The following is a 26,262-nucleotide window of genomic DNA, read 5'->3' on the forward strand; positions in this document are numbered from 1 at the left end:
TTACTGTCGCGTTGTTAGTTGTAGTTAAGGAGTCTCAAATATTACACCTGCCAAGTCTTCTCAAAATGTTCACTTTTGCGTCGCGATCTTCCCAGTGCCGAAATGACCTTGATTTGACCAGAGGTAATATTCCCACCCCTATAGAGAATAGGGGGGTGGGAGCATCATCTTCTCAAGGGATGTTCCCAGTAGTTAACCCTGGGAAAATCACTGGGAGTAATAATGGGAAGATCGCTTTCATAGCTCCTTCTTCGTAGAGAATCGGAAACTGCTGCTCCACTTGTGCTGTCCTAAGCTGCGCTGCGGACGCGGGTGATGGCTGTTCAGCGCGCCTATTGCTGGCCTCGTAATTATATAGTTAGCTTTGCCATATATATTCATAGTCCAGCTCACCTCTATTACTATTGAACCGGGTGCTAGTTTGTTTGAGTTGCAGAGCTGGCACCCGGATGTGGCGCGGTCAACCGGTTATGGCAGCAGTGGCCGGGTTTGGCTTTGCGTAGGTGAACTTGCCATCTACGCAAGTCACACCATCCACATTCTGGATAGTCGGCCAATAGCTTTCATAAAAGGCGGATTTGCTCATGCTAGTTTGATCTTTGACCGCTTTCTGTAGGCTAGAGGCGGTATAACTTCCGGTTGCTAGTATATTGAGAATAGCCTGGTTATTATACTGACTATTGCCATTGAGTTCAGTCTTGTTAAAGGCGGTATCCAACGTTGCGCCAGGGCCATTCATCACTAGCCCGATGCTATCCTTGTGCCGATGATAGCGGGACGTGAATTCTAGGCTATAGCGCTTGGCATCCTCATCCACAATCCGAGTCGTAATGCACGTCGCCACAAACCTGCCCAGCGCCCCACCACCGGCCGCCACATCAATACTGCGTTTGCTAGCCTGATCTCCTTTAGGCGAGTGGTGACTGAAGATAATCGCACTGTTGGGATTGCTGATCATCTGTTCCATACGAGTAAGCAAGCGCAGCATATCGCCATTGCTGTTTTCATCCGTTCGCGGCCCATACAAGCGATATAGACTATCCAAAATCACCAATTCGTATTTGTCGCGGGTCACAACGTTTTCAATCGCATCCATCAGATCGTCAGGGGGTATGTTGCGCTTGTGCAGGCTAAGGCTTTTGAAACTGTTATGATCCAGGTGCGTGATGTTCAATTCTCTGGCCACCGTCTGCACGCGGCTCTGGAATTCGTTGGAAATCAGTTCAGGATTGATGAAGAGCACCTTGCTTTTCCTGGTAACCATACCGAACCACGGCAATCCATGGGCGACACACAAGGCGAGCCGAATCAAATGCCAGGTCTTATAGCTTTTGCTGGCACCAATGAACATGCCGGTCGTGTCGGACTTGAGCACTCCTTCAATGATGTCGGGGTTGCAGTGGATATCGCGGATCAACAAATCGCGGTTATCGTCCAGTTCGCCTAGCCCGAAGTTACTGTTCGTCTGGGCGCATTGTTCAGGTTTTACCCGGCAGATTTCGTCGATGTCGGTAAACTCGATTGTCCCCTCGTCAATCAGGTTTAGTAGTCGAAGTTTCAATCCTTCCGGAGTATGGGCGTCGGCGTAGTGGATCAGTTTAGTGCGCGCTTGGCGTGTATATTCCGTACGCAGTTCAGTGTCAGTCATGTTACTCATGATACGATATAATTAGGAGGCCGACACATCTGGGTAAAAACAGCCAAGACGGCTGGAGTAACATGCAGCGCGAATGACTAGGTGTATCAAGCCTAGCGATGTGTCAGCCTCAAAACCTGTTATTGATACGAACGCGCGCATACGAATACTCTCGCAATGGTGATAACGTCCACTGCTGCTGCTAAGGTTTTGAAGTTTTGCTCCTGTCTACATTAGTAATTTCGCACAAAACCTAAATCAATGCAATATATAAATAGCAAAAGCAGCAAATTAATGATGCCGCAAAATAGTCGAGTGATGACCTTGAACCGATGCCGTTAATGCCAGTGATGCCGTTTATGTTGTTAGTCCAGTGAAAGATTTAGTCTGATTTAATTCAAGACCAGACAGGGGAGAGAGAGATAAGTGAATCTCTCCCTGGATGGGTTGGTCCGGATTTTCTCTTTATTAGAGACCGGACTACTGGACAAGTTGTAACCTGCACATTGGCAGTATGTTGCAAATGGCACTAAAATTGGTCTTGCCGTGGACTGGACTAACTGGACTAGCTCGAAAATTGCACGTCGAACCAGCTCTGTGAACCGTCCTTGTCTCGTTGTTTTGCGGCATGATCGAATATGGCAACGGGCATAGACTAGCGGTAATCGCATCAATGCACAATCCAGCCCCAACCCTCCTCATAGCTAAAACTGGGATTTGCCATGCCCCTCCCCAGCACCATCGCTCCAGCGCTAGCCACGATCCCTGAAGATCATAGCTAGGCGAGCATAGAGAAACAGTGCTGAGGAGGGGTGGTTAGGAAGGGTGCTGAACACTCGACAGGTGCGGGATTGCGCATGGGACCTGTATCGTGTGTTCAGCGGAGCGGATGGATTGTATAGAAGCAGGGGATAGCAGCTATCGAACTGCTGTATATTATTATACCATTGCCGCCCAGCTATATATACTGGGGGAGGCGGGTGGTTACGCAAGGCTACGTTCAGCGCAATTCCGTTTAGAGGCTAAGTTTGAACCTGGTGCTGTTGGAATGATTACCACGCTAAGGGATATATCTTGTGCGATAATAGACAACAGGGTTGGTGGTGGGGGCATTGGTGAACAGCAAGGTACCACCGACACCTGCTGCGTTGGTAGCTTGGCCAACCCAATTTGGAAGCGTCAAACTGTAAGAACGATCTAGAGCATACTTTAAGCCCTCGTAACCAAGGAATGATAGACGAACTTTGCGACCGAATATCAACTGTCCGGATATTTTATTTTGACTTGGAAGGAGACCAGCGGCAACCCGTGTTGGAATCAGTGAATTGTTGGTTGCATAATTGCCTCCACCAGTCGGCAGATTCCAGTAGTTGTAGTTTGTTCCCAATTGTCCGTTATCATTGTTCCCCATTCCCCATATGCTTCCATCGGTTTTAGAGAACATACTATAGCGCTGGTTCGCACTAATTGAAGTTACCCCAGAATCAACGAGCTTAATCGGGCTGCTTTGATTTGCATATGTTCCTGCAGATCCCAACCCCAATTGACCATAGTAATTGTAACCCATTCCCCACAAACTGCCATCGTTTTTAATGAAGAGACTATGATCAAAGCCAGCAGCGATAGTAATTACCCCACCTGCAATACATTCAGGTGTGTTTGCGCATAAAGTTCCGCCATAGTTAATCGAAGCTCCGCCTAGCTGTCCGCTATCATTAACCCCCATTGCCCATAAACTGCCATCGTTTTTCAAGAATAAACTATGGTTAGCCCCGACCGCAATAGCGGTAACGCCCTTCGATACAATCATTGTAGGGGTGTTTGTTAGGGTATAATATACGCCATTACCTAATTGCCCAAACCGATTTTCCCCCATGCCCCACAAGCTGCCATCTTTTTTTATGAACATGGCATGTCCGGTATAAGCTGAAATTGCAGTGACGTTACTAGCCACAATCATTTCATACTGATTGGTCCATGATAAGGGGTAGATACCATCACCCAATTGCCCCCATTGATTGCCACCCGTCCCCCAAAGACTGCCATCGGTTTTTATATAGAAACAATAATTGTGTCCGGCTGCAATAGCCGTTGCATTGCTGGCTACTAGAACTGGCATATTTGTTCCAAACCAAGTGTTGCCATTAAATTGGCCATCGTTCTCACCCATCGCCCAGACGGTTCCATCGTTTTTTAGATATAAGCTGTAATAGTCCCCTGCCGCCACTGACTTCACACCGCCAGGTTCAATCAATTTAGGACGATTGGAGTTATTGGTTGTGCCATCGCCAAGCTGCCCATAATTATTAAAACCAACAGCCCAAAGACTACCATTTTGCAGAAGAAACAGACTATGGGTTCTTCCTGCGGCTACTCTAATTGGCGTTTGAGCCCCAATTGTGCCAGGCTGCAGTAGATTTGCCCATAGCACGACCAAGCTTAAAAAGTTTAGTATTATATTTGCCGGATTCCTTGGTCTGCATAGAAAGCTCGTTGATTTATTGCCATCCCAGTTTTGGATTATCACGAGGTCTGGTGTTGGCCCGCTTCTATCTTCTTGCCCATTCGCTTTCATAGCTTTCATAGTTATTTTTACTTGAATGGACTTATATTCCTTTTAAGGAAATCGCGCAAGCCAAATAATTCCGCAAAAGGAATGCCGGATTATGCACGTTTATCCAATGCGTCAAACATTGGACAAGAACTTGGCGGCATTTCTGCGCAAACAACGCGGTGATGCCACTTATGTTGCCTTTGCTCGGAAACTGGGAATTACCCCTTCCAGCCTCTTTCGGCTTGAGAATTGCCAACAGAGCACGACCTTGAAAACGTTGCAGCAAATTTGTGACCGGTTGAAGGTGGATATTCACGACGTATTCCCTTAACTGGCACCGAGTCATAGCCAAGCTCAAGATTCGGCTCAGCGACATCTTTCCGGGTGAGTATTGATAGACTTCGCTCCTTTATCAGCTTGCAACCTCTTTTGGCAGATATTGATTTCTGCCTCTCTTTGGGTGTTTCGCACCAAGGGTTTGCCGCGATACCTGACGAATGGTCAAATTCAGCGCTTCATTAGGCAGCATTTTTTCGAGAAGGACTTGAGAGTTGAAAAGCTTATTGACTGCATACCCGCTTTGCTGTACCCATGGATCATCAGCGCAAGGATAATAATCTTTGTGCATTGATGCTGGGAAATCATTTGGAATTATGAATACATATACGAACCAAGTGCGGGAAGGGTTTCGACTTATTTACGTGGTCGCCTGTCTATCCATTGCCGGTCTGCCTTTTGATGCCACCGCCAAGTCCAGGCCTGCACGGCCAACCCTGCCTGAAGGGGAGTCCCTGATATTCCGAGCCAATGACCAGCAGACCAACTTTGTGGCCGATGCGGTCTCCGGCACGGCTTATTTAAAGTCGGCACAGTTCGTGGAAGGTTGGTCCGGTACGGCTTTGCTCATGGCCGGTGAGACGCCTTCCCATTGCATGATCCCAGTCCAGGGAACCCGCAAACGGCCCAACTTCTCACCCAACACCGGCAGCATTCGCTTGTGGTTTTCTACTGCATGGTCCAGCACTTCACTAGGTGGTCAAGGTTCTGGTACTCATGCTCGTCTGTTAGAGATAGCACACGTGAATACGAAGACGCCAACTGGCTTTGCGCTGTACTTCGATCCGGACGGTAACACCGTTTACTTGAGCGCGTATCAAGCTGGTCGGGTGGTGGATATCGTTCATGCTACCGTTGCTCTGGAAAAGGATGTCTTTCATCAACTGGGGCTGGTTTACGGTCCAGAAGCCACGTTACTGGTTTTGGACGGTAAGATTATCGCTACTGGCCTGGGATTGCCGGCGTTAGCCCAACCAACCGACTTGGATAACTGGATGTGCTTTCTGGGCTCAAATCCGGGCGGGTTGGAGAAAATCGAGGGGCAACTGGATGAAATTTACTTCTTCCCGTATGCCTGCACGGAAGCACAGTTCGGGTGGGACTATCAATCGCAGAGCCTGTTGGCAGCCATGGGACCGATCAGCGTTCAGGAATCCATAGCACAATATCGGACTTTGAGGCGTCATCATGGACCGCAGCGCGCCGAAGGAGGGCCATCGCCGCCCGATCCCGGACCCGGCGGTGGCGGTGGTAGCACTACCAACGACATGCCGTTCTATAGCAGTTGGGAATTTCCTTATGACACCAACGTTCTGCATTTTTCCAAAATAGTGTACGATACCAATGGCATTGCCCTGACTATTGTCGGCGGGGAAACCAATGGGGTATATGATCTGTATGGCACGAGTACTTTGGGGCCAAGCAATGCTGCCAGCGCCACCTGGACTTGGTTATTACGCACCGCGCCGGGAGAAACCAACCTGACGCTGGCGGATGCGGGGCTGGCCTATGAATTCTTCATTGTTGGGCGGACTAATGCCACCAATGGGCATGTTCTCAGCTATGCCTTTGAACAATTGGTCAGTCATGGCAATTCCGATGCCAATAGTAACGGCGTATCTGATGCATGGGAGTTCACTTGGTTCAATGGGTTGCTAAACGCCTCGACACTGAATGCTGATCCAGATCGCGATGGGGTATCGAACCTGATGGAATACCAGGCTGGGGCGAATCCATTTGATCCTGCCAGCGTCTCGAACCTATTGACGGCTTCCTGGCGATTTGACTCTACGAATTGGGTTGGTGAACAGGGACAGTTGCCAACCTATGCCAGTGGAGTAACCTTGACCAATGGCGCTTCCACCAACGCGTTGCGTATCGCGGCGGGCCTATCCAATGGAGTGGCGTATGCGGACCTCAAGCCGGCGGAAGGCACCGCGAACCTAAACTGCCAACAAGGTACTGTTCGTTGTTGGTTTCAGCCACAGTGGAGCGGGACACTTTCCAATATGGTGTTGCTCCAGACCGGCGACGGTTCCAACGATTGGAAGCTGGGTATTACCGGCAATGGCACGAACCTATGCTTTAGCACCTCGCAGAATGGCACCAATCAAACCAATGTCTCGGCTGCTATTGCCTGGTCCAACTCGATCTGGCATCAGTTGGTTTTGACGTATAATCGCACTTCCAGCCAAATTTATGTGGACGCGCAACTGGTGGCCACAAATATGGGTGTCACGTATATTCCCACGATTACCCAACGCGCTGCAGGTTTGACTATTGGCAATGATCGCACTGGCCAATGTCCGTTGCCTGGCTTGCTGGATGAACTGGAACTATACAACTACCCGCTGGATCAAACGACCATTGCCGCCGATTATGTGAGCTTCCTGTTCCGCAACCCAGCGTTTGATAGCAACAATAACGGGATACCTGACTGGTGGGAGTGGCAGACTTACGGACACTTACTGACAAATCCGGTGGCAACGAACTCCGGGTTGGCCATCCGCATTACCTACCCTAACGCGAATAGCTTTGCGCCATAATCTTCAAGGATATACATCATGAATACTGAACATCAAGGAACGGGACAGGAACCGAATAACGGCGAGTTGAGCAACCGTGCGGAATGCGGAGTGCGGAGCGCGGAGTGCGGAATGGTCCGGCTCCTGACCTCGACGGCTACAAAAATGGGTGGGCTGTTGTTGCTGGCGGTTGTGTGGTTGTCCTTCGCCACGCAGTTGCGGGCGGCGACCACTGTGGCCTATGACATCGAAACGTTGCAGCGGGAATTTCAGGCTCGGCATTACTACACTTATGGCACATACCTTTCCTGGCCGTCACGCACAGGTGTTTATAGTAATGCCCCGGCATTTCCTGCCACCGGTTATTATACTGATCGCTCACCTGAAGCGATGACTTTATTGGTTCAAAACTTGGTTGGAAACTATTTCAACAGTTGGGCACATAATTGGTTCGTGGCCACCACTAACGGCACCAATAACCTGGAAGGAATGACCAACCAGTATTGGACTTATTTAACCATTGGTTACCAGACTGAAGATACTAATATGCCCGGATACATCGCGTATATTGATCCGAGTGTGGTCACCGTGTCGAATTATCCAACCTATTTTAATATTATCTCAAATGATATTATGCAGTTGAAGTTTGTGCTGTCGTATCCGACATTTATCGGCATTGACGATAATCACCCGGATGTCGAGTATATTTCTGCCAGAAACTATTCAGGTGATATTCTGGATGACTGCAATGTGCTGAAGAATAGTACTAGCAACGCATTCTATTATGCGCTAGCGCATAATTTATGGGACACTGATTATCCAAACGGGTACACACCTTGGTCCCCAGGCGTTGCATATAGGATTTATTCCGGCATAGAAACAGACTACGGCACCCAACAATGCTATTATGTTAGCTCTATGTCAGCGACACGCGGACGCATAGCGATAAATTTAAATGGATATACTAACACAGCATTTTTATACACTTACATGTATAATTATGATTATAATTATCCTGGTTCAATACATTACTCCACTTACCCTTATAATGGGGTGCCAACATCGCCGGTATCCGTGGATAGTAAATGGCATTGTTTTACGAATTTTAATGCGCAGAGTAACTTTGTGTCACGCATATATGGAGATGTGTCCTCACCATTAACTTATGAAGATACTTGCCCTGATTTGGGTAACATAGAGATGTTGATAAGAGAATGGAACCTGGGAACCGTATACGTGGTCGCCCAGCCATTTTTTGACACTACCCCTACACCCGAGCCAGTTGTTTCCAGTACCAACACTGATTTACCGCCCTGTGATAACTGTCACGGCATGATGAACTGGGCGGTTTCGGAGCCGCAAATCAACTTGTGGTTGAACGACACCCCCTTTGGCTATAACCCTAGTAAAGGACCACGGGTTGAACTAACGATTCACTATCAGCAAGGGGATGGCACTACTGGAAGCAACCCTGGCGTCTTTAGCTTGGGTACTGGCTGGGCCTCTTCCTGGCTGTCCTTCATGCAAGGCACCGGGCCGACTAATCAAGTGTATCTGCCTAGTGGTGCCAATGTGCTCATGTGTACGGGACGTTGGAACTATGAACTGAATGCTCGGCTAGATATGGTCTCGGACGCGCAAAGTAATTCCTGGTATGAGGTGCAGTTTGGTGATGGCAGCAAGCTGGTGTATGGGTTCGCCGCCAACGGTCTAACCTACCTTACCAAACACCAGGACCCGCAAGGCCGGGCCGTTACCTTCCAATACACCAACAGTTCTGCCGTACTATTGCGTTATGTGATTGACGGCGATGGTCTCACTAATGTCGTTACCTACGTTGCCAACACCAACTTGATTGACCATATCACCGATCCATACGGGCGCACCGCTTCGTTTACCTACGATAATCAAGGGCGTTTGACCAACATTACGGACGTGGTGCAAATCTCCAGTGGCATCGGCTATAGTAGCAGCGGCGCAGTTGCCTCACTCGCCACGCCTTATGGGGTCACCCGTTTCGATTATACTGGTGGTGCCGATCCCAACCACGCCAACGAAACAGTAAAGGCCATCCTGGTCACCCGGCCCGACCAAAGCCAGCACTTATATTTGCGCAGAGATGGCGGCCCTGACCCAGTGCCCGCTAGTTATAGTTCCAATTTAGTGCCTGTGGTCACCGATTTTCTCACCACCTTTGAAACCGCGAATCTCAACACGCGCAATACGTTTCACTGGAACGCCCGGCAATATCCTGAACTCTCCACCACCAATGTCTTCAACCTAAGCTCGAATGATTATCTGAAAGCCAAGCTGAGTCATTGGCTGCAACACCCGAATGCCAATGTCGTCAGCCAAACCCTGGCCATGGAACGTGCCGCCAGTCCCGATGGGCAGACCTTGGGGCAAATCACCTGGTATGACCATGAGGGAAAACCGACCTCAAGTATTCAAGGGACCCAGATTTTACCGCTGATGACTGCGTATGTGCTGCCGGATGGAAGAACCTGGTACAAACGAACCGAACGGAATGCTTATGGCTTGGTGGTAGCCGAAACCGAACCGTGGTCGGATGCTTCTGGCTCCGTTTCATTGCGGACTTCGACGTATGAATATGCCGCCAATGGGATTGATTTGGTCAAGCACATCCGGGCAGATGGTGTCACCGATCTGATTGCTTACTATAACGCTGATCACCAACCGCGCTTTAGCATCAACGCCAATTTAGAGGTGACCACTTATCAATATAACACCAACACACATCAACTTACTCAACGACAGATACCCTCGGGACTCACTACCCAGTACCAGTACGACACCAACACCGGGTACCCCACGGCAGTCGTTGATTTAGAGATCAATCGCACCAACCTTTTTACCTTCGAGCATGGACTGCCTAAAACCCACACTGATCCACGTGGCCTTACCGTCAGCCTGGCATACGATAACCTGGAACGCCTAGTTTCCGTGACTTACCCTGACAACACCTATACCACCAACGTTTATCATTGGCTGGATGTGGTCGGAGCTAAGGACCGGTTGGATCATTGGACGCGATATTTGTATAATCCCGTGCGCCAACGTATCGCTGAAACCAACGCTTTGAACCAAGTTACCGGTTATTCCTATTGTAATTGTGGTTCGCTCGAATCCATCATTAATGCAATTGGTGACTCAATCCATTATTCCAATGATTTTGCTGGGCGATTGACCCAAGTAGTATTACCGGATAACACCAGTACCACGAACCAGTTCGACTCTCTTGGCCGTGTGCAAATTACCCGCGACGGTTCAGGCAGTGTCACCAACTATTACAACCTCCAAGGTTTGCTGGTGGCCGCTTCAAATTCCTTTGGCCGACTTTTCCTGATTGAATATGATATTTTGGATCGCCCGCTAAATGTGGTCAGTGCCAACGGGATTGGCGTTTCTATGACTTACGATGTTCTCCATCGCCTCAGAACTCGCACTCTAGCAGGAAGCGTTCAAGAGAGTTTTGAGTATTCCACGGCCGGCTTGGCTATTTATTACGATCCACTCAGTCAACCTTCATACTATTACCGTGATCCGGCTGGCAGGCTATTAGTTGCCATGGATGCCAATTCCCACGAAACTTCTTATGTTTATTCCCCCGCAGGCGATTTGACTGTCCTCACGAATGCAAACAACCAAAAAACTTACTGGCGCTATGATATTTATGGGCAAGTACTGGCCAAAACCAACAACAGCGGTGCTGTAGTATTCACCAACGCATTTGATGCCAACGGCCAATTGACCGCCCGTTGGACCCCTGCCAAGGGATTGACCACCTATACGCGTGATGCGGGTGGCAACCTGTTGACTGTCTCCCATCCATCCAGCACCTCGATTAGTTACTCGTACGATGCACTCAACCGGCTTCAATCCATGTCGGATGTGGCGGGGACTTCACAGTTTGTGTATGATCCAATGGGCCGGTTAACCTCTGAAGACGGCCCTTGGGACAATGACACCGTTACGCTAAGCTACGCCAATCGCCAGCGGCAAACCTTATCCCTCCAGCAACCCAATGCGCCGGCATGGACACAAACCTACACCTGGGACGCTATGCACCGATTGCAGGCGCTGACTTCTCCAGTCGGTACGTTCGCTTATGATTTTGGTGGTGCCAATGTCGCTGCCTCATTGGTTAGAAAACTGTCAAACCCCAACGGGGCTTATATCACAAATGCCTTCGATTACCTAGCCAGGTTGACCAATACCGCGTTGATTGGTACTGCGGGTGTGCTCAATGCCCACGGATACGAGTACAACGATGCCAGTCAACGCAAGAGTACTGTTCGCGCAGATGGTCGCCGGGTAGATTTCACGTATGATTATCTCGGACAGTTGAAGACGGCGATTGGTAAAGAAGCCGATGATACTGTCAGGCTGCATGAGCAATTCGGCTACGCTTATGACCTTGCCGGGAACCTGAATTACCGCACCAACAATGCCTTGGTGCAGACGTTCAATGTGGATGGCCTCAATCAGTTGACCTCAGGCAGCCGGAGTGGAACCCTGACTGTCGCGGGCGTGGTGAGCGGTTCTCCCACCAACATCACCGTCAACAATCAGCCGGCTGTTATTTATGCGGATGGCTCATTTGCTCGCACGAATCTAACCCTATCCACCGGCACCAACACGTTCACCGCCATTGCCCAAGATACCAACGGAATCAGGGCAACCAACATTATTAGGCTAAACGTGCCTGCTTCCGCTAGTTTTGCGTATGATCTGAACGGAAACCTTACCAACGACGGTCAGCGCGGATTCGATTATGATGATGAAAATCAACTAATTCGCATCACCGCCACCAATCAATGGAAGAGTGAATTTGTTTATGATGGATTGATGCGGCGACGAATTGGGAAGGAGTTTACGTGGACGAATAGTTCCTGGCTCCTCACGAATGAAGTCCGGTATGTTTATGATGGTAGTTTGGTGGTGCAGGAACGGGATAGTAACAATGTGCCATGCGTAACGTATTCTCGGGGGCTTGATCTCAGTGGCTTGTTGCAAGGCAGTGGAGGGATTGGTGGTTTGCTGGCCCGGACGGATAATGCCTTGATGCGGCGAGTAGGCTCTAGTGCCTTGCAAGCCTCAGCGTTTTATCATGTGGATGGCAATGGCAACGTGACGATGCTGGTAGATGCCATCCAGAATATAGTGGCTCGTTATCAGTATGATCCCTATGGCAATCCGCTTGGCATCAGCGGTTCATTGGCCGATGCTAATCATTATCGCTTTTCGAGCAAAGAATGGCATCCGAATTCAGGGCTGTATTATTACCTTTACCGCTATTACAGCGCTAACCTACAGCGGTGGATGAATGCGGACCCGCTGGGAGAGTTGGGAGGAAGAAACCTCCATCGCTTTAATGGAAATAACCCGGTTGATAATGTGGACCCATTCGGCTTGACCAATGAACCGGGAGATTTCGGTTGGGGCATGTACTCATTTGATTTGCCCTCGCAGTATTATCCCAAATTCGACACCGGCAACTATCTCTCCCAAGCAAATCCAAGATGTGCGACAGCCATGCGGTCGGCAGCGTCTTCACCACAGGCCGCCATGTCAGCCGCAGAACCTGGCAGTTATCCATTGCTGACCATGCCTGAGAAAAGGAATCCGGCACTTACTGAGGCTCTAAATATTGGCAGAACTCATTGGAACGACACAGACATGGGCTACACTCTTGCGCTCGGGGACTCATTCAATCTGCTTAGTGCACCTGGTTTCGCGATCATTGGAGAAGGATTTGCGAGCATATTCAGCTCTGCTGCAAAAGAAACAGCTAACCTCTTGCCTGTACGTTCACCGTGGCCGGGAAATAGCGGTTTTATAGATGGCACGGTTGAAAGAAAAGTCCTAATGCCGGGCGTGATTGTTGACCGCTATGGATTCGGAGGGGGAAAATTTGTGTCTCCTGCTGGAACTTCGGTTGAGGCGCGAGCACTCCGTGCTGGAACAGAGAACCTGCCATTTAATACTTACCAAGTTACGAAACCGATTGAAGTCAACGCTGGTGGCGTCAGCCCGTGTTTTGGACAACCAGGATTGGGCGTTCAATACGAGCTACCAGTCTCGGTAAATGTGCTGCTCAAGCGGGGCTTCCTAAAACCTATAAACCCATGAACAAATTTGAACTCAAGACAAAGTTGGAGCAAGCGGGCATTTGCTCAGCAGCGTTCACATTAGATGGTGGATTACCAAATGAACAGTATGTGCTCAACCAAGAGGCGAAAGGGAAATGGGAAGTTTATTACAGTGAGCGAGGTCAAAAAACTGGCCTTCGATACTTTGACTCGGAATCAGATGCCTGCCAATTCTTTCTGGAGCATGTGCTCCATGACCCAACCACAAAGCGACGGGAAAGGAGCTAAAAGCCAGGCGGCGACCAATAGTAGGCAAAAAGCGCTGGAAAAAGATGTATTAACAAAGACAGGGCAGTTCTGAGTCCTTGTTTTCCTGATGAACCTTTGGTAAAGTCATTGCGTGAGCCGATTCTGCTACATGTTATTTGGGTTGCTTTGCGCGGCGCAACTCGCTTTGGCATATCAGCCGCAGTTGGGCACGGCTGTTCCTCGAATGGCTGCTGTTTATACCGATGGCACCTTTACCCGCACGAACCTAACCTACACACGCGGGCTTGATCTCAGCGGCTCATCGCAAGGGGCTGGGGGTATTGGTGGTTTGCTGGCAAAAACGGATAATTCCTTAATGCGGCGGATGGGCTCCAGTGCTTTGCAGGCCTCAGCGTGCTACCACGCGGATGGTAACGGCAATATCACCATGCTGGTGGACGCCCTTCAAAATGTAGTGGCGCGTTATCAGTATGATCCGTATGGCAATACCTTGTTTATCAATGGCTCCTTGGCCGACGCCAATACGTACCGATCTTCGAGTAAGGAATTCCACGTGCTAAGCGGCAAGTACTATTATGGGTTTAGGTATTATAGCCCGAGCCTGCAGCGGTGGATGAATGCGGACCCGATTGGGGAGCTTGGCGGAATCAACTTATATGCGTTTGGGCGGAATAATCCGGTGAGTTTCTGCGACCCTTTTGGATTAGACAATCAGTACAATATGGGGGCTGGCAATAATGCCCCGCCAGCATTGACGCTGACATTCACGCCGATCACTATTCCAGCGCCACCAAGCCTATCAGTACCGGGAACCCCTATTCCGCTTCCCCTGCCTCCCACAGAAACGGGGCAGTTCGTGATGCAGGTTGAAAGTAATGGTGGTGATCCCTTGGTCAAGATGGCTATCGAGGCGGGAAAAATATACCTCGCAGTGGCGGCGGCAGAACTCGCGGGAGCAGGAGCAGTTAAAACATTTGATAGACTCTTATGTGTGAGGGGGGGAGCTGCCGCAGAGGGAACAACGGGGTACCGCTTAGTGTCCTCAGACGCTCCATACCTGAAACAACTTTTGGAAACGGGGACAATACCCGCAAATCCAAGAGGGACCTATTTCTCGTATGATAATCTGGGTGATGCCTTGGGCTCGTTCAGAGCACAAATTCCTCATGACGGTAATATCATGATTGAATTTGATGCGACCCAACTCGGTTCCAACATCAAGGTGCCTCTCGGAAACTACGGTCAAGGCCGGCATTTGGAACCGATAGCGCGAGATTTCCCAGACTTTGGTTTTGGTGGTTCTTGCCAGCGTATGACAACATCGCCAATCCAAGCAACTCGAATTATAGATCGTAGAACAGGAGCTATTCTTTATGGCAAATGAGGAAAAGATTAAATCTGCAATTCGCATTGGTGTGAGTGGCCTTTGGAGGTTTTATGACGATGGGTTTGTTCGTTGGCCTCGCAATAAGCTTACTCCACTTTTTTCAAACCTTGATCTGGAACAGCCCGAGATTCAGAAAGAATTAGAGTCTCTGGAGAAGAAAGGACTGATTAAACTGTTGAGGACAAACGATTGTTATCTTGAGGTTCTCCGAGCAGATGATGTCTAGCCGCAGAGAGCACAGCGATCCGTTCAGAGTTTCATGCAACAGCATGGAGTGGATATTACACACACACCTTGGGGGAAATAATGAATCAAGAACTCCAGCAACGACTATTGGCAGCATTAGCCCGACCGGGCCTAGCGTGGAAGACAAGTCTAAATCATGAAATTCATGAGCAGGCTTCGCTTCAATGGCTTCCAATAGCAAATGTGACTACCGCGAATATCGAACTCGGGATCGCGTCAGATGCTTGTTGGCTCAGAGCAACATCGCACTCAGTAACACGGTTCAGCGAGGGCAAGCCTTGTGTTTTTCTGCTTCCCGTGTTGGAAGTCGAAATTCACGAACTTGTCCGCTTGTTTGAGTACAACCTTCAGAAAAAAGGTTTATCTACTGAGTTTGTAAAAACGTTTCCATTTGAGGAAGTCGTCTCCACAGGCTTGGAAAGTCACTCTGAACACTGGACGGCTCTAGCCCTGAAATGGGCGGAGCAGTTACCCCCATCGTCCAAACTGCAAGCTTCCCTTAGTGTGCTGGCAAGCAACGGGCCAACCCAGAAAATCCGCCAAGCAGGGCAGAAACTGCTCGCACAGCAACAGAAACCACGTGCTTCCTGAATCAACTATCAGATTTCAGCCCCTCGACACAGACGGCAACCAATAGCCGGCAAAATGACAACTATTTGCGTGGCGTACAAGGCATCCAAACAGTGCATTAAAATCCCTCCCCACTCCAATTTCCCCCGATCCTTGATGGCATAATGAACTGAAGATGGTCCCTAAACCATTGCCCCCGCCCCCTGATACAACCAAGCTTCAGGGGCTTTTCAGTTTAACCCCATACCCAAGAAAGGATTCGATATGTCCCCTCAAGCTGGTTGGTTAGCCAGACCCAGTATTGTTAGTAGCTTCAAGTTGTCTTTGATTATTCCCTGGTCTGCCCACTATCAAGCCATCCCGTACCGATATATTCAAGGCAGGCAACACCGATCATCCGTGTTCCTATATATTCTCTCCCCAATTATTGAAGCCCACGACTCACATATTCAGCCAGCCCTTCCATCGGCATACAACTCGACGCCATTTATGAGGTAAGGTGGCAACTATAGGCTGATGAATGAGGCTAGGCAAAATAATGGGCGGTGATACAGTATATGAGGGAAGGTAATTCAGAAACAATTACGTGACAAAGCCACAATATCTTTACAAATTTATGTTTGACCGATTGCACGTACCTGAGTAAGTTACCGACAGAATGCACCTTGGAACGGGAGTGGGAGTCGTTCCATAAAATATCGGTGGGAATGAAAGGTATGAGTATGAATGACGATGGTCGCTTTGGCCTGCTCGGATGGCTTGCAGGATCGCGTATTATTACCATTGGCCTGTTGCTTTGGCTAGGGCTGTCCACCCTTTATGCCCGCCCACGATTAGCGACCCCACCTATTCCAGAACCGGGGATGTTGAAGGAAGTGAGCTTTGACAACCTCGGTACCAATCACATTACCGAAACGCAGACCAAAGATAGCTTCATTCTCAACGCCACACCCGTCGAAAGCTGGTCGAGTCAATCATTGCTATTGAAAGGTGATCGGCCCGCATACTTTTTCCTACCCCTTCAAGCCGGCGAAAAGAAGTTCAACGCTACCTTTACCGATGGCTCTGTGCGTTTCTGGTATGCTCCTTCCTGGAGTTCTGCATCGGTTATGGGTGGGCAAGGTATTGGCTACTATGCTCGGTTATTGACCGTGACTGAGGTGGCAGAACAGCCGGAAGCAGGATGGACCATATACCTCAATCCCGACGGCACCTCTATTCAAGTTGCAGTGTTCATCAAAGGCGAGATGACCGACCTGCTCCAAGCTCCGATAGCCTGGTATAGCAATGACTGGCACCAAATCGGGATAACCTACTCCGCAGCACAGGATTACACGATGCTCTATATTGATGGTAAGGCAGTTGCGCAGGGTAAAGGCATGGGGGCGTTAGCCAAAATTACTAATCTGGAACGATACGGGCTATTTTTAGGCTCAGATGTTCAAGGCCGCAGCTTGGCTCAGGGAAGCTTCGATCAGCTTGCCACGTTCTATAAGCCCGTGGGTGAAGATAGCTATGCGTTTAACTGGAAATTACTGTCAAAGGCTGCGCTGTTAGGCCCGATTACACCAGCGGAAGATCAAGCGCGACACCAACGCCTGGCAGCACTCAAGACTGGCGGACAGATAGGTGGACCACATTTTGCGCCGAGAGCGATGCAGAAGGGGCCGGGAAATCCAGGGGGTGGCACGAATACCGGCAGCGGCGAATTCACGTTCGAGACCGTTGACTACGGCACCAATGTTTATCTGTTATCGCCCGTGTATGAAGTGACGACTAACCAATCGACCAACCTGTTCCTGACCGTTACCAACACCGACCATTTCACCCTCTACACCCTCTATGGCACCCCTAACTTAAGTGGCTGGGATACGAATCAGGTATGGGTATTCCGGGGCGAAACCAATCAAACCAGCATTCAACTCACCAACCTGACAGAAACCGTGAACTTTTACCGGATTGTCGTTTATGTGGACACGGATGGAGATGGTATGCCGGATCGTTGGGAGTTGGAACACGGGCTAAATCCATTCGTCAATGATGCTAACGGAGATTTGGATGGCGATGGCTTGACCAACTTGCAGGAGTATTTGCGGGGCACCAATCCTGGACTTTACTCAATCGGAGTTTCTACCAACGTCACTGGCCTCACCATTTTCACACCATTGGAATAAGGAAACGATTTAGGGAAAGGGAAATTATGAACTTCAATCAGATCAAACGCATGGAGTCCGCCTCACAGGAAACCAAAGGATACATTCTGCCAAAGCTGTTGACCATCGCTTTGCTGATGTTGCTCAATCCTGGGAATGGCTTGGCAGATTCGATAGGCCAACCAATAGACCCCAAGTTCGGCGGAACGCCAAGTGGGTCGAGTTGTAATCCCACCGTCAATGTGCAATTTCGCGGTGCCCAAAGATCGCGTTCACTGATTGGTTTCGATCCCTTTATCTTTCCCACCAATGAGCCTATCAAGTACTTGATAAAGACCATCACTGAAAACGCATCGGGATATATTACAAATACATCCATACCTTTAAATAGTGGTACGCTCGGGGCTTTTAGTCCTTGGAGTATAACCGCCTGCGATGGAAAATTCATTTTTGAGGCGTCTGGAATAAGCATGAGCAACAGTACTGATTTTGTAAATTATGGCGGAGTCCGACTTGCTGCTATGTTCATGCATTATGATTACCCGGATAATCCCCAACGCTATGAAACTAATGCCATTGGCTTTTACTATATAACGCCACGGATTGGATTCAGTGCGGCTGTCACTAGCACAAACAACACTTGTTCAATTGAATTTTATCCGCGGATGAGCAATGCCGTTCAAACTTCGACTATCGACATAGATTCAGGGTACACAAACTTAACTGGCTCTCAATTTTTACCAAATCCCGGTGCATTGGATATGGATGTCTTTGCAAATACATCGACGACCCCCACCGTCAATAGTTATGCGAGCAAAGCGATTTTCACCCCGGCCTCGCATGAAGAGGTTTTGTCGGATGCTTATACCATCGCCCGCTTGTACTCTAAGACTCAAAATGATCTCAATCAAGCAATGCTCGGTGGTTGGGGAGGATCAGGTGGCGGGGCATCTTATTCGTTGGATAGCAGTCTGGAAAATAATACGGCGACATTGACCCTGCAAAAACTTGAGTACCAATTCTATTTTAACAGCGCCAAATGCACCACTTACACGATTAACTGGGATACCTTGTTGATTGCAAACGGAGTTACGACCACCAACGGAAGCAACTCTGAACAACTCGATGGCACGGACGGCACCGTCTATAGCGCCATCCATACTCTCAACCCGCCTTCCAGCGCAGGCACACTCGTCGTTGCCAACGTCCGGCTTACCTCAGCTCCAGATCCTAAGTGCAATGGCGGTTTCGGCGGCAGCGCTGGTGGAGGTGGGGGCGGGGGTTCTGGAGGTGGCCCTGGTGGATGCAGCACTTGCAGAGTCGGTGGTCAGAGCGGTAATGCTGGCGGTTCCTCATTCAATTCCGCATCGCCCAATGTCAGTTTTGGGTTGGGTGGACTAAGTGCAACAGGTGAACGTGGAATTTTGTCAATGTCTCCGTCTGCCACACCCTCTCCCGCGCTTTATAGTCCCAGTAATTTAGTCTTCGCCGGCAGTTCTGACCAAGTTGCAATTACCACCGACGCCAATGGTCAACTACAGCAAATCAACGCCGCTCTATGCCAGGTCAAAGTCATTCCCGGCGACGGCCAGTATCAAATCCAATTCTTTGCCCGCACCAATACCACTTACCAAGCCAATGCCTTTGTTACCTATACCGTGCGCAATCCCAACTATGGCACTGATGACAATACCCTCCAGATCATTGAAACTCGCAACGATCACACTATCACCAACGAATACCACTACCTCGGCACGAATACCTGGCAACTCTCTGCTGGCAATGGTCTGCAACTTGAACGCCTGACCCGCACTGAAAGCGGTTCAACCCTTGCCTTCTTCTATCAACGGCTGGACCCGAATACGCAACAACCCGTGTGGACCGGACAAAGCACCTTCACCAATGGACCTTGGGGGTGGGTAGTCGTGACGCAAGCCATTGACCCGAGTGGACTCAATCTGGTCACCGCTCAAACCTACGATGCCAATGGTTATCTGGAAACCGTCACTCGTCCAGATGGCTCTTGGAATTGGTACCAGTATAACCCTGACGGCACTGTGGCAGCGGAATTCTCCGGCTTTAAAACCCAGGGACTGACGACTAATGCCACTCTCTGCCGGGTAACCCGTTACGATTACACGCCCATAGCTGATTCCGGAGATGATGGTTCCGAGGCTCCTCATTCGCCACGCACCGTTACCGAGTACCTCACTGATCAACCGGTCCGCCAAACGCAATATGTATATACTCCTGGTCAAGAACAGGTGACTCAAGTAGGGGACTCTGGCAATCTCACTACCACACGCATTTACGTCACTGACGGGCTATTCGTGAATGAAATACTGCGGGAAGAGAGTGCGGATGGTACCCGGCAGGTCTATTTCTACTCCCTCACCAACGGCAATCGTATTGTCACCCAGCTTTCCGGTGCCCCAGACAATGCGGATACTAACAATATCACCGCTGGCACCATCACTATCACCACCAATGGTCCTGCGGGCCAACTGTTGGGCGAAGTGGTGACAGATAAGGAATCTAACAAGACCATTGCTCTCCGGATTATGACCTATGATTTGATTGGGCGCTTGATCTACACCACCTATTTGGATGGCACCAGCACGAGCCAAGGTTATCAGGATTGCTGTAATCTAGCGTGGTTAGTAAATCGCGAAGGCATCGGCACCACCAATACCGTGGATGACCTGAAACGAGTAGTGGCGACCATGAACCGGGGTGTCATTACGGGTTACTATTACACTCCTGCTGGTCAAGTACGCTCGGTGTTTCGCTCAGTTGGGGCGGTGTCAGCGATGATGTCCAGCAACCGGCTTGATGCGGCTGGACGGATAATTGAATCCTGGGATCGTCAAACCAACTTGACGCAATCCAGCTACAGTCAACTCAGCTATTACCATCTGAATCGCACACAATATCCCAATGGTGGCTGGCGCGTAGAGAAGTCTTATCCCGATGGTCAATGGTACACGGTCACTGGCACGGTTTACGGTGTGCATTATGACTATGGCGTGGATGAAAATGGTGAATACACCCAGGAAACCAAGTTAAACACCAATGGCACAACCCTTACCAGTGAATGGACCAAGACCTGGCGTAATGCCCTTGGCCAATCGTGGAAAACCCTGGTTTCCGGCCAAACCCAACCCACCATCCGCACCTTCGATGCCTGGGGGCAATTAAGCACCGAAGTAGCCCCGGATGGAGTAACCACGATATACACATATAACAGCGTAGGTGACAATGAGAGCCGCACTATCAACGGACGCGGCACTAAGACCGTAACCGATTACACGACCAAGTCGGATGGTGGTAACTGGACCGTTCGCCGTACTCGCACCTACCAAGTCTCGAATAACGGTGAACAGTGCGTTGCCACCAATGAAGTGGCGCTGAATGGATTACGGGCTTGGTCTTTGACAACCCAAGGTAGTTCTTCACAAACAATGACTTTGGATGACATTGGCGGTAAAGTAGTGGTGAGCGTGAATCCCCTCGGTAACACGACTACCGCAACCTATAGCCAAGGTCGTTTGGTTTCAGTGGTGCAAACGGATACGCAAAGTAATCCGCTAGCGCAAAGCACGTTCGCGTATGATGAATTCAACCGCCAATTCGCCTCGACCAATGTCAGCAATGGTCGGACTACGGTAATTCAACTCACGCGCAATAATGCCGATCAGGTTACTCAGCGGATAGTAACCGGCAACGGGCTTAGCCAAACCAACTCGTATGAGTTTGACAGTATGGGTCAGGTCTGGCGCACGACCTTACCGGATGGCCAATACGTGACAAATTTGCACGATCTGAATGGACAGGTAGTGGTAAATAAGGGCGCTCGCACTTACCCAGCCAGTTACAGTTACGACTATGCTGGCCGAATGAAGACGCTTTCGACTTGGACCAACTTTGCCAATTTAGCGGGTGAAGCCGTAACGACCTGGAATTATAATGATAGTGGTCTGGTACAAAACAAACGCTATGCCAACGATCAGGGGCCAGCCTATACCTTCACAGATGCAGGTAGGGTTGCATCTCGTACTTGGCAGCGCAATATCCAGACCACCTATACCTACACCTACACTGACCCTGATTTGAACACCTACCCTGGCACTGATTTGACCAGTATTGCTTACGATGATAATCAAACTCCAGGCTTAACCCTGCAATACAATGATCAGGGCCGGTTAAGCGTAGTGTATCAAGGAGGCTCAGTAAACGAGTTGGGATATAACGATGCTGGTCAGATTACTGCGGAAAGCAGGGATGGGCTGATGCAAACCAATGCTTATAATTTAGCCGGGCAACTCACGGCGATGGGTGTTTCCAATCTCACTGGTACCGCCGTCCAATACAGCTACGACACGGCTGGGCGATTATCAACTGTGACGGCTAGTAATCTCAATGTCACCTACAGCTATCAATCCCTACTCAACCAACCAGACAAAATCGAATACCGGAACAACACGACACTGGTTTTAACTGTCCATCGTTCGTTTGATGGATTGCAGCGGCTTCAATGGGTATCCAATGTCACTTCATCTACCATCAGTCGCTATGCCTACGGTTACGATCCGGCTAACCAACGAACCAATGTTTTGCTGGCAGACGGTTCCAATTGGCGATACAGTTATGATGTGCTTGGACAAGTCACCAATGCTTTTCGCCGCTGGTCTGACGGCTCGCTGGTAGCCGGTCAGCAATACGGGTACCTTTTCGATGACATTGGTAATCGTCGCTGGTCATTCCAGGGCCATCCTTCGATAGCTAGTTCCAATACGGTTAATAACCTGAACCAAGTGACTAGCCGCACCGTGCCGAACAAAGTATGGGTATTAAGCGAAGCCACTAACGCTAATCGAGTGGTGGTAAATAGCCAGGTAGCGACTAAACAAGGCAGTTACTTTGCAGCAGCGGTTCCGAGTGACAGTGCCAGTGGCCCATTATGGTTGACGATTACCAATGTTGCGGCAGTGGATCAAGCCACCAATGAACTGTATCACTCGGTAACCGGCCATGTATTTGTACCTCAGACCCCCGAATCTTTGATGCACGACCTGGATGGCAACCTAACCAATGATGGCAGGTCCAGCTATTCGTGGGATGCAGAGAACCGTTTGCTGAGTGTCACGAGTCTGGGTGATGCCCCGACTGATTCTTGGCGGGCAGTGAGTCATAGCTATGATTACCGCTCCCGCCGCATCGGTAAAATATCGTATCGCTGGGATTTAGATAGTAGCCAATGGACACAATCGGTCAGTCTCCAGTTCGTGTACAATGGTTGGAATTTGATAGCTGAGCGGGATGACCAAGGGAATCTGCTAAAGAGTCACGTATGGGGCAATGACGTGAGTGGTACAATGCAAGGGGCTGGAGGAGTGGGTGGATTGGTAGCCACCATCTTCCACACCGGACCTTATGTAGGGACTTACCTTGCAGATTACGATGGAAGCTGGAACATTCGGCGATATATCCGCGCTTCGGATGGTGTGGTGGTGGCCGAATATGAATATGATCCTTTCCATAACATAATTCGCGCTACTGGCCCTATGGCTCGCGAATTCAACTTCCTGGCCGCGACTAAATACTATGATTGGGAGACGAGGTTGTATTATTATGGATATCGGTATTTTAAGGATGGAAGATGGATTAGCAGAGATCCAATTGAAGAAGAAGGGGGCATTAACCTGTATGGGTTTATTGGAAACAATCCAGTTACTCATATTGATTGGTTGGGCTTAGATTTCTGGCAGAGCCCCACTTCATTCGCTAACCGCTCCGACTGCAAACTTGCTATTACCTACGATTTCGAGTCGTCATGGGCAATTGCCACACATGTTAAAAGCATTAAGGATATTCAAAATGATCTTGATAATAGATTTAAAAACAAGAAATACGACCCAAGCGGTGAGTGTTGTAAGGGTGCGTGTATCGGGTCTCTTACATTAACTGCCCATGGCATTGGGGCGGGGAAAATTCCTCTTAGCGGTGGCGACGTCGAGGACTATTATGATGTAGATTTCGATTCCAGTGTTAGTCCTGTTAAAAAACCAAGCAAACAAAATCAGATAGCCGTTCAAAATGCCAAAGCACTATTTGCTATGATAAAGGCAAAAATGTGCAAGAACGGGACCATCTATTTTGCAATGTGCGCTTCTGGCACCCCGGCACTCCAATCAGCACTGGAAAATATTTTTGGTCCGGACATTAAAGTGGTGACATTCCCAGGTAATGTGTGTCCAGCCCTTCCAGGTATTCCGGCATTTGAACCATGGATCAGTTTTTAAGCCTTATGAAGATATTAGTGCGCTTTTGTCTATTCCTAGTGTGTGTATGTTTACTTTACTATATTTCGCAGGCCTTTGGGTGTACTACGAGACATACAAAATATGACCCGGTTAGAGCGGAAATTGTAAGTTTGCGTATCGCATCTAGTGAAGTCCTTTCCACACTACCAGTCGAACATTCTGAAGCTAATAAAAGTAATCCTCAACAATTCATTCAGAGAGTGCTTTCCAATTCTGCGACTCAAAGGATTTACAGTGTGATCAGAACCAATGAATTATATTTAATCAATCCAGAACAAAGTTATTGGGAATTCTGCTCGCTTGCATGGAACTCTACCAATGCGCAAGGCCGGGTGGTTTCGAGTTCGTTATCGAATACAGTTGCTTTGTGCAGTCCTGTGATGATTGTGTTCGCAAAAAGCAGAATAACGAACTATCTGGGTGTGACATTTTCGTATGAAACGGTTGCTATGAATAGCCTGCCAGACTGGGCTACAACTCAATTGAGGCATTCAAATTCCAACTCCCAAGTGCTTGTTTACAACGGTAGTTATGTTCCCAAAAAACAGTTACCATGATGGAAAATATTTTTGTACATCGGCAACCAATAGCAGACAAAATGACACCTAATTGAGTGGCCCAAAAAACACTCAAAAGTGCATTAATATTCAAACCCTTCCATCTCATTGGTAAGCACACTCACTTATAAAATCCCAACCCATCACTAACCCCTCCCGCCCCAGTTTCCCCGTTCCTTGATGGTATGATGAACTGAAGATGGTCCTAAGCCATTACCCCCCCCTGATACAAACGAGTATTAGGGGGCTTTTCAGTTTAACCCTATACCAAGAATGGATGATTAGGAGCCCCCCCAAGCCGGATGGTTACTTGAACACGAAATCCCACCACCCCCTCCCACTCACCTCACATAAAAGCTGGTATAATAATTTGAGCCGGGATTCGCTTATTGAGTCCCGGCCTTTCTATATAGCAGCGGGAGGGGGCTATTCTTCAAATCTCCCCTCCCTCCCCCAAACCCAATCATTCATTCATTTCCCCCTCAAACAAACCCCAAACCAAAACCCTAAACCCTAAACCAAAAGGAATCATTATGGCTATCATACTCGAAGCCAACTATAGCAAGAAAATCGGGCTGGCTGGTTATTCAAGTCACCAGTTCAGCGTTACCCTCAAAACCGAAATCATTGACCTCGCACAAGTTCAGCCAGAGAGCGAGCGTCTATACCATCAGTTGCAGGAAAGCGTGGACCATTCAATTCAGGACGTTGGCTGGTTACCTGAACAGAACGGCAAGACCAACGGCAGCAACGGAAGCAATGGGAATGGCAAGACTAACGGCAATGGGAGCAAACCTACGCCAAAACCTGAGATGTGGTTATGTACTCCCAGGCAGAAAGACCTGATCCTGAAAATCGTCGAAGAAAACCAGCTCGACAAGAAAGAGATCGAAGGATTGGCCCAGGATCGCTTCAGTAAAGGTGTCAAAAACCTCAATATGATGCAGGCGAGTCAGCTTATCAAAGAGTTGCTCGAAAAGTATCCTGGTAACGGCAACGGGAATGGAAACGGCCGGACCTATAATCGCATCCCTAACCGAACTGCCGCATGATCGCCTTACTCGAACCACCTCGAACTCCTGAGCCGAATAATGATCGGTTGGAAGAGTTGGTTAAAACTGTGTCTGCATCCCGGCTCAACCTCTGGAACAACTGCCGACTAAAGTTCTATTTCCGGTACGTGTTGCAGATCAGTAAGCCCAAGACCGCTGCATTGTTCGTCGGTAGTCTAGTTCACGCCGTTCTGCAATCCTGGTCAATGGCGCGCTGGAAGAAAGAGCCGTTCGATCTGGAGAAGTACAAAACCCAGTTCGATGGGCAGTGGAAGGAACAGCAGGCAAAGGCTAGGATTGATTGGGAGGGAGAAGAGGACAAAGAACGCGCTGGTGCTTGGAATGCATTGGACACCTACTTCAAACAAACACCCATTACCCAGGATGAAAAGCCGGAAGCAGTGGAAGTGTCAGTGGAAGCAGATCTGGAAAAACACGGTCTGCCTAAGCTAATTGGTGTCTTGGATCTGGTAAGGGCTGGGGGCAGGATCGTAGACTTCAAAACCTGCGGTCAAACCCCTCATCCCGAAATGGTCCGGC

12 protein-coding genes are annotated in these 26,262 nt (G+C 49.2%); 9 read left to right on the top strand and 3 right to left on the bottom strand.

Annotation, left to right across the window (positions count from 1 at the left end):
• Window positions 1-460: 460 nt before the first annotated feature.
• The 3 genes from WCO56_18470 to WCO56_18480 all read right to left on the bottom strand — a co-directional run bounded on the left by WCO56_18470 (window position 461) and on the right by WCO56_18480 (window position 4,818).
• The gene (locus tag WCO56_18470; protein MEI7731565.1) at window positions 461-1,648 is read right to left on the bottom strand and encodes an AAA family ATPase; all 1,188 of its coding nucleotides are present in this window, start codon (window positions 1,646-1,648) and stop codon (window positions 461-463) included.
• 1,048 nt (window positions 1,649-2,696) lie between these two features.
• Window positions 2,697-4,220 (bottom strand): hypothetical protein, encoded by a 1,524-nt coding sequence (locus tag WCO56_18475; GenBank protein MEI7731566.1) that lies wholly within the window; start codon window positions 4,218-4,220, stop codon window positions 2,697-2,699.
• Between the two features lie 382 nt (window positions 4,221-4,602).
• Window positions 4,603-4,818, bottom strand: a complete 216-nt coding sequence (locus tag WCO56_18480) for a hypothetical protein (GenBank protein MEI7731567.1) — start codon at window positions 4,816-4,818, stop codon at window positions 4,603-4,605.
• Between the two features lie 25 nt (window positions 4,819-4,843).
• On the opposite strand from WCO56_18480, the gene WCO56_18485 reads away from it, so the two are divergent.
• The 9 genes from WCO56_18485 to WCO56_18525 form a co-directional block, all read left to right on the top strand.
• A complete protein-coding gene (locus tag WCO56_18485; protein MEI7731568.1) occupies window positions 4,844-7,072 on the top strand; it encodes a LamG domain-containing protein in 2,229 nt (742 codons plus the stop codon).
• 18 nt (window positions 7,073-7,090) lie between these two features.
• Window positions 7,091-13,204, top strand: a complete 6,114-nt coding sequence (locus WCO56_18490) for a glycohydrolase toxin TNT-related protein (protein ID MEI7731569.1) — start codon at window positions 7,091-7,093, stop codon at window positions 13,202-13,204.
• Window positions 13,201-13,452, top strand: coding sequence for a hypothetical protein (locus WCO56_18495; GenBank protein MEI7731570.1), 252 nt, complete (start codon window positions 13,201-13,203; stop codon window positions 13,450-13,452). Before WCO56_18490 ends, WCO56_18495 begins: the two co-directional genes overlap by 4 nt.
• Window positions 13,453-13,657: 205 nt before the next feature.
• Window positions 13,658-14,818: an RHS repeat-associated core domain-containing protein gene (locus tag WCO56_18500; protein MEI7731571.1), complete on the top strand. Its 1,161-nt coding sequence runs from the start codon at window positions 13,658-13,660 to the stop codon at window positions 14,816-14,818.
• Window positions 14,819-15,127: 309 nt separating this feature from the next.
• Window positions 15,128-15,658, top strand: a complete 531-nt coding sequence (locus tag WCO56_18505; protein ID MEI7731572.1) for a hypothetical protein — start codon at window positions 15,128-15,130, stop codon at window positions 15,656-15,658.
• Between the two features lie 701 nt (window positions 15,659-16,359).
• The gene (locus tag WCO56_18510) at window positions 16,360-17,811 is read left to right on the top strand and encodes a hypothetical protein (protein MEI7731573.1); all 1,452 of its coding nucleotides are present in this window, start codon (window positions 16,360-16,362) and stop codon (window positions 17,809-17,811) included.
• A gap of 26 nt (window positions 17,812-17,837) precedes the next feature.
• Complete coding sequence (locus WCO56_18515) at window positions 17,838-24,092, top strand: RHS repeat-associated core domain-containing protein (GenBank protein ID MEI7731574.1); 6,255 nt, start codon at window positions 17,838-17,840, stop codon at window positions 24,090-24,092.
• Window positions 24,093-25,203: 1,111 nt separating this feature from the next.
• On the top strand, window positions 25,204-25,722 hold the full coding sequence (locus WCO56_18520) for a hypothetical protein (GenBank protein MEI7731575.1): 519 nt from the start codon (window positions 25,204-25,206) through the stop codon (window positions 25,720-25,722).
• On the top strand, window positions 25,719-26,262 hold a 544-nt coding region (locus tag WCO56_18525), incomplete at its 3' end, for a PD-(D/E)XK nuclease family protein (GenBank protein ID MEI7731576.1). The genes WCO56_18520 and WCO56_18525, both read left to right, overlap by 4 nt.

It is taken from the genome of Verrucomicrobiota bacterium (assembly GCA_037139415.1).
Classification (GTDB): Bacteria; Verrucomicrobiota; Verrucomicrobiia; order Limisphaerales; family Fontisphaeraceae; genus JBAXGN01.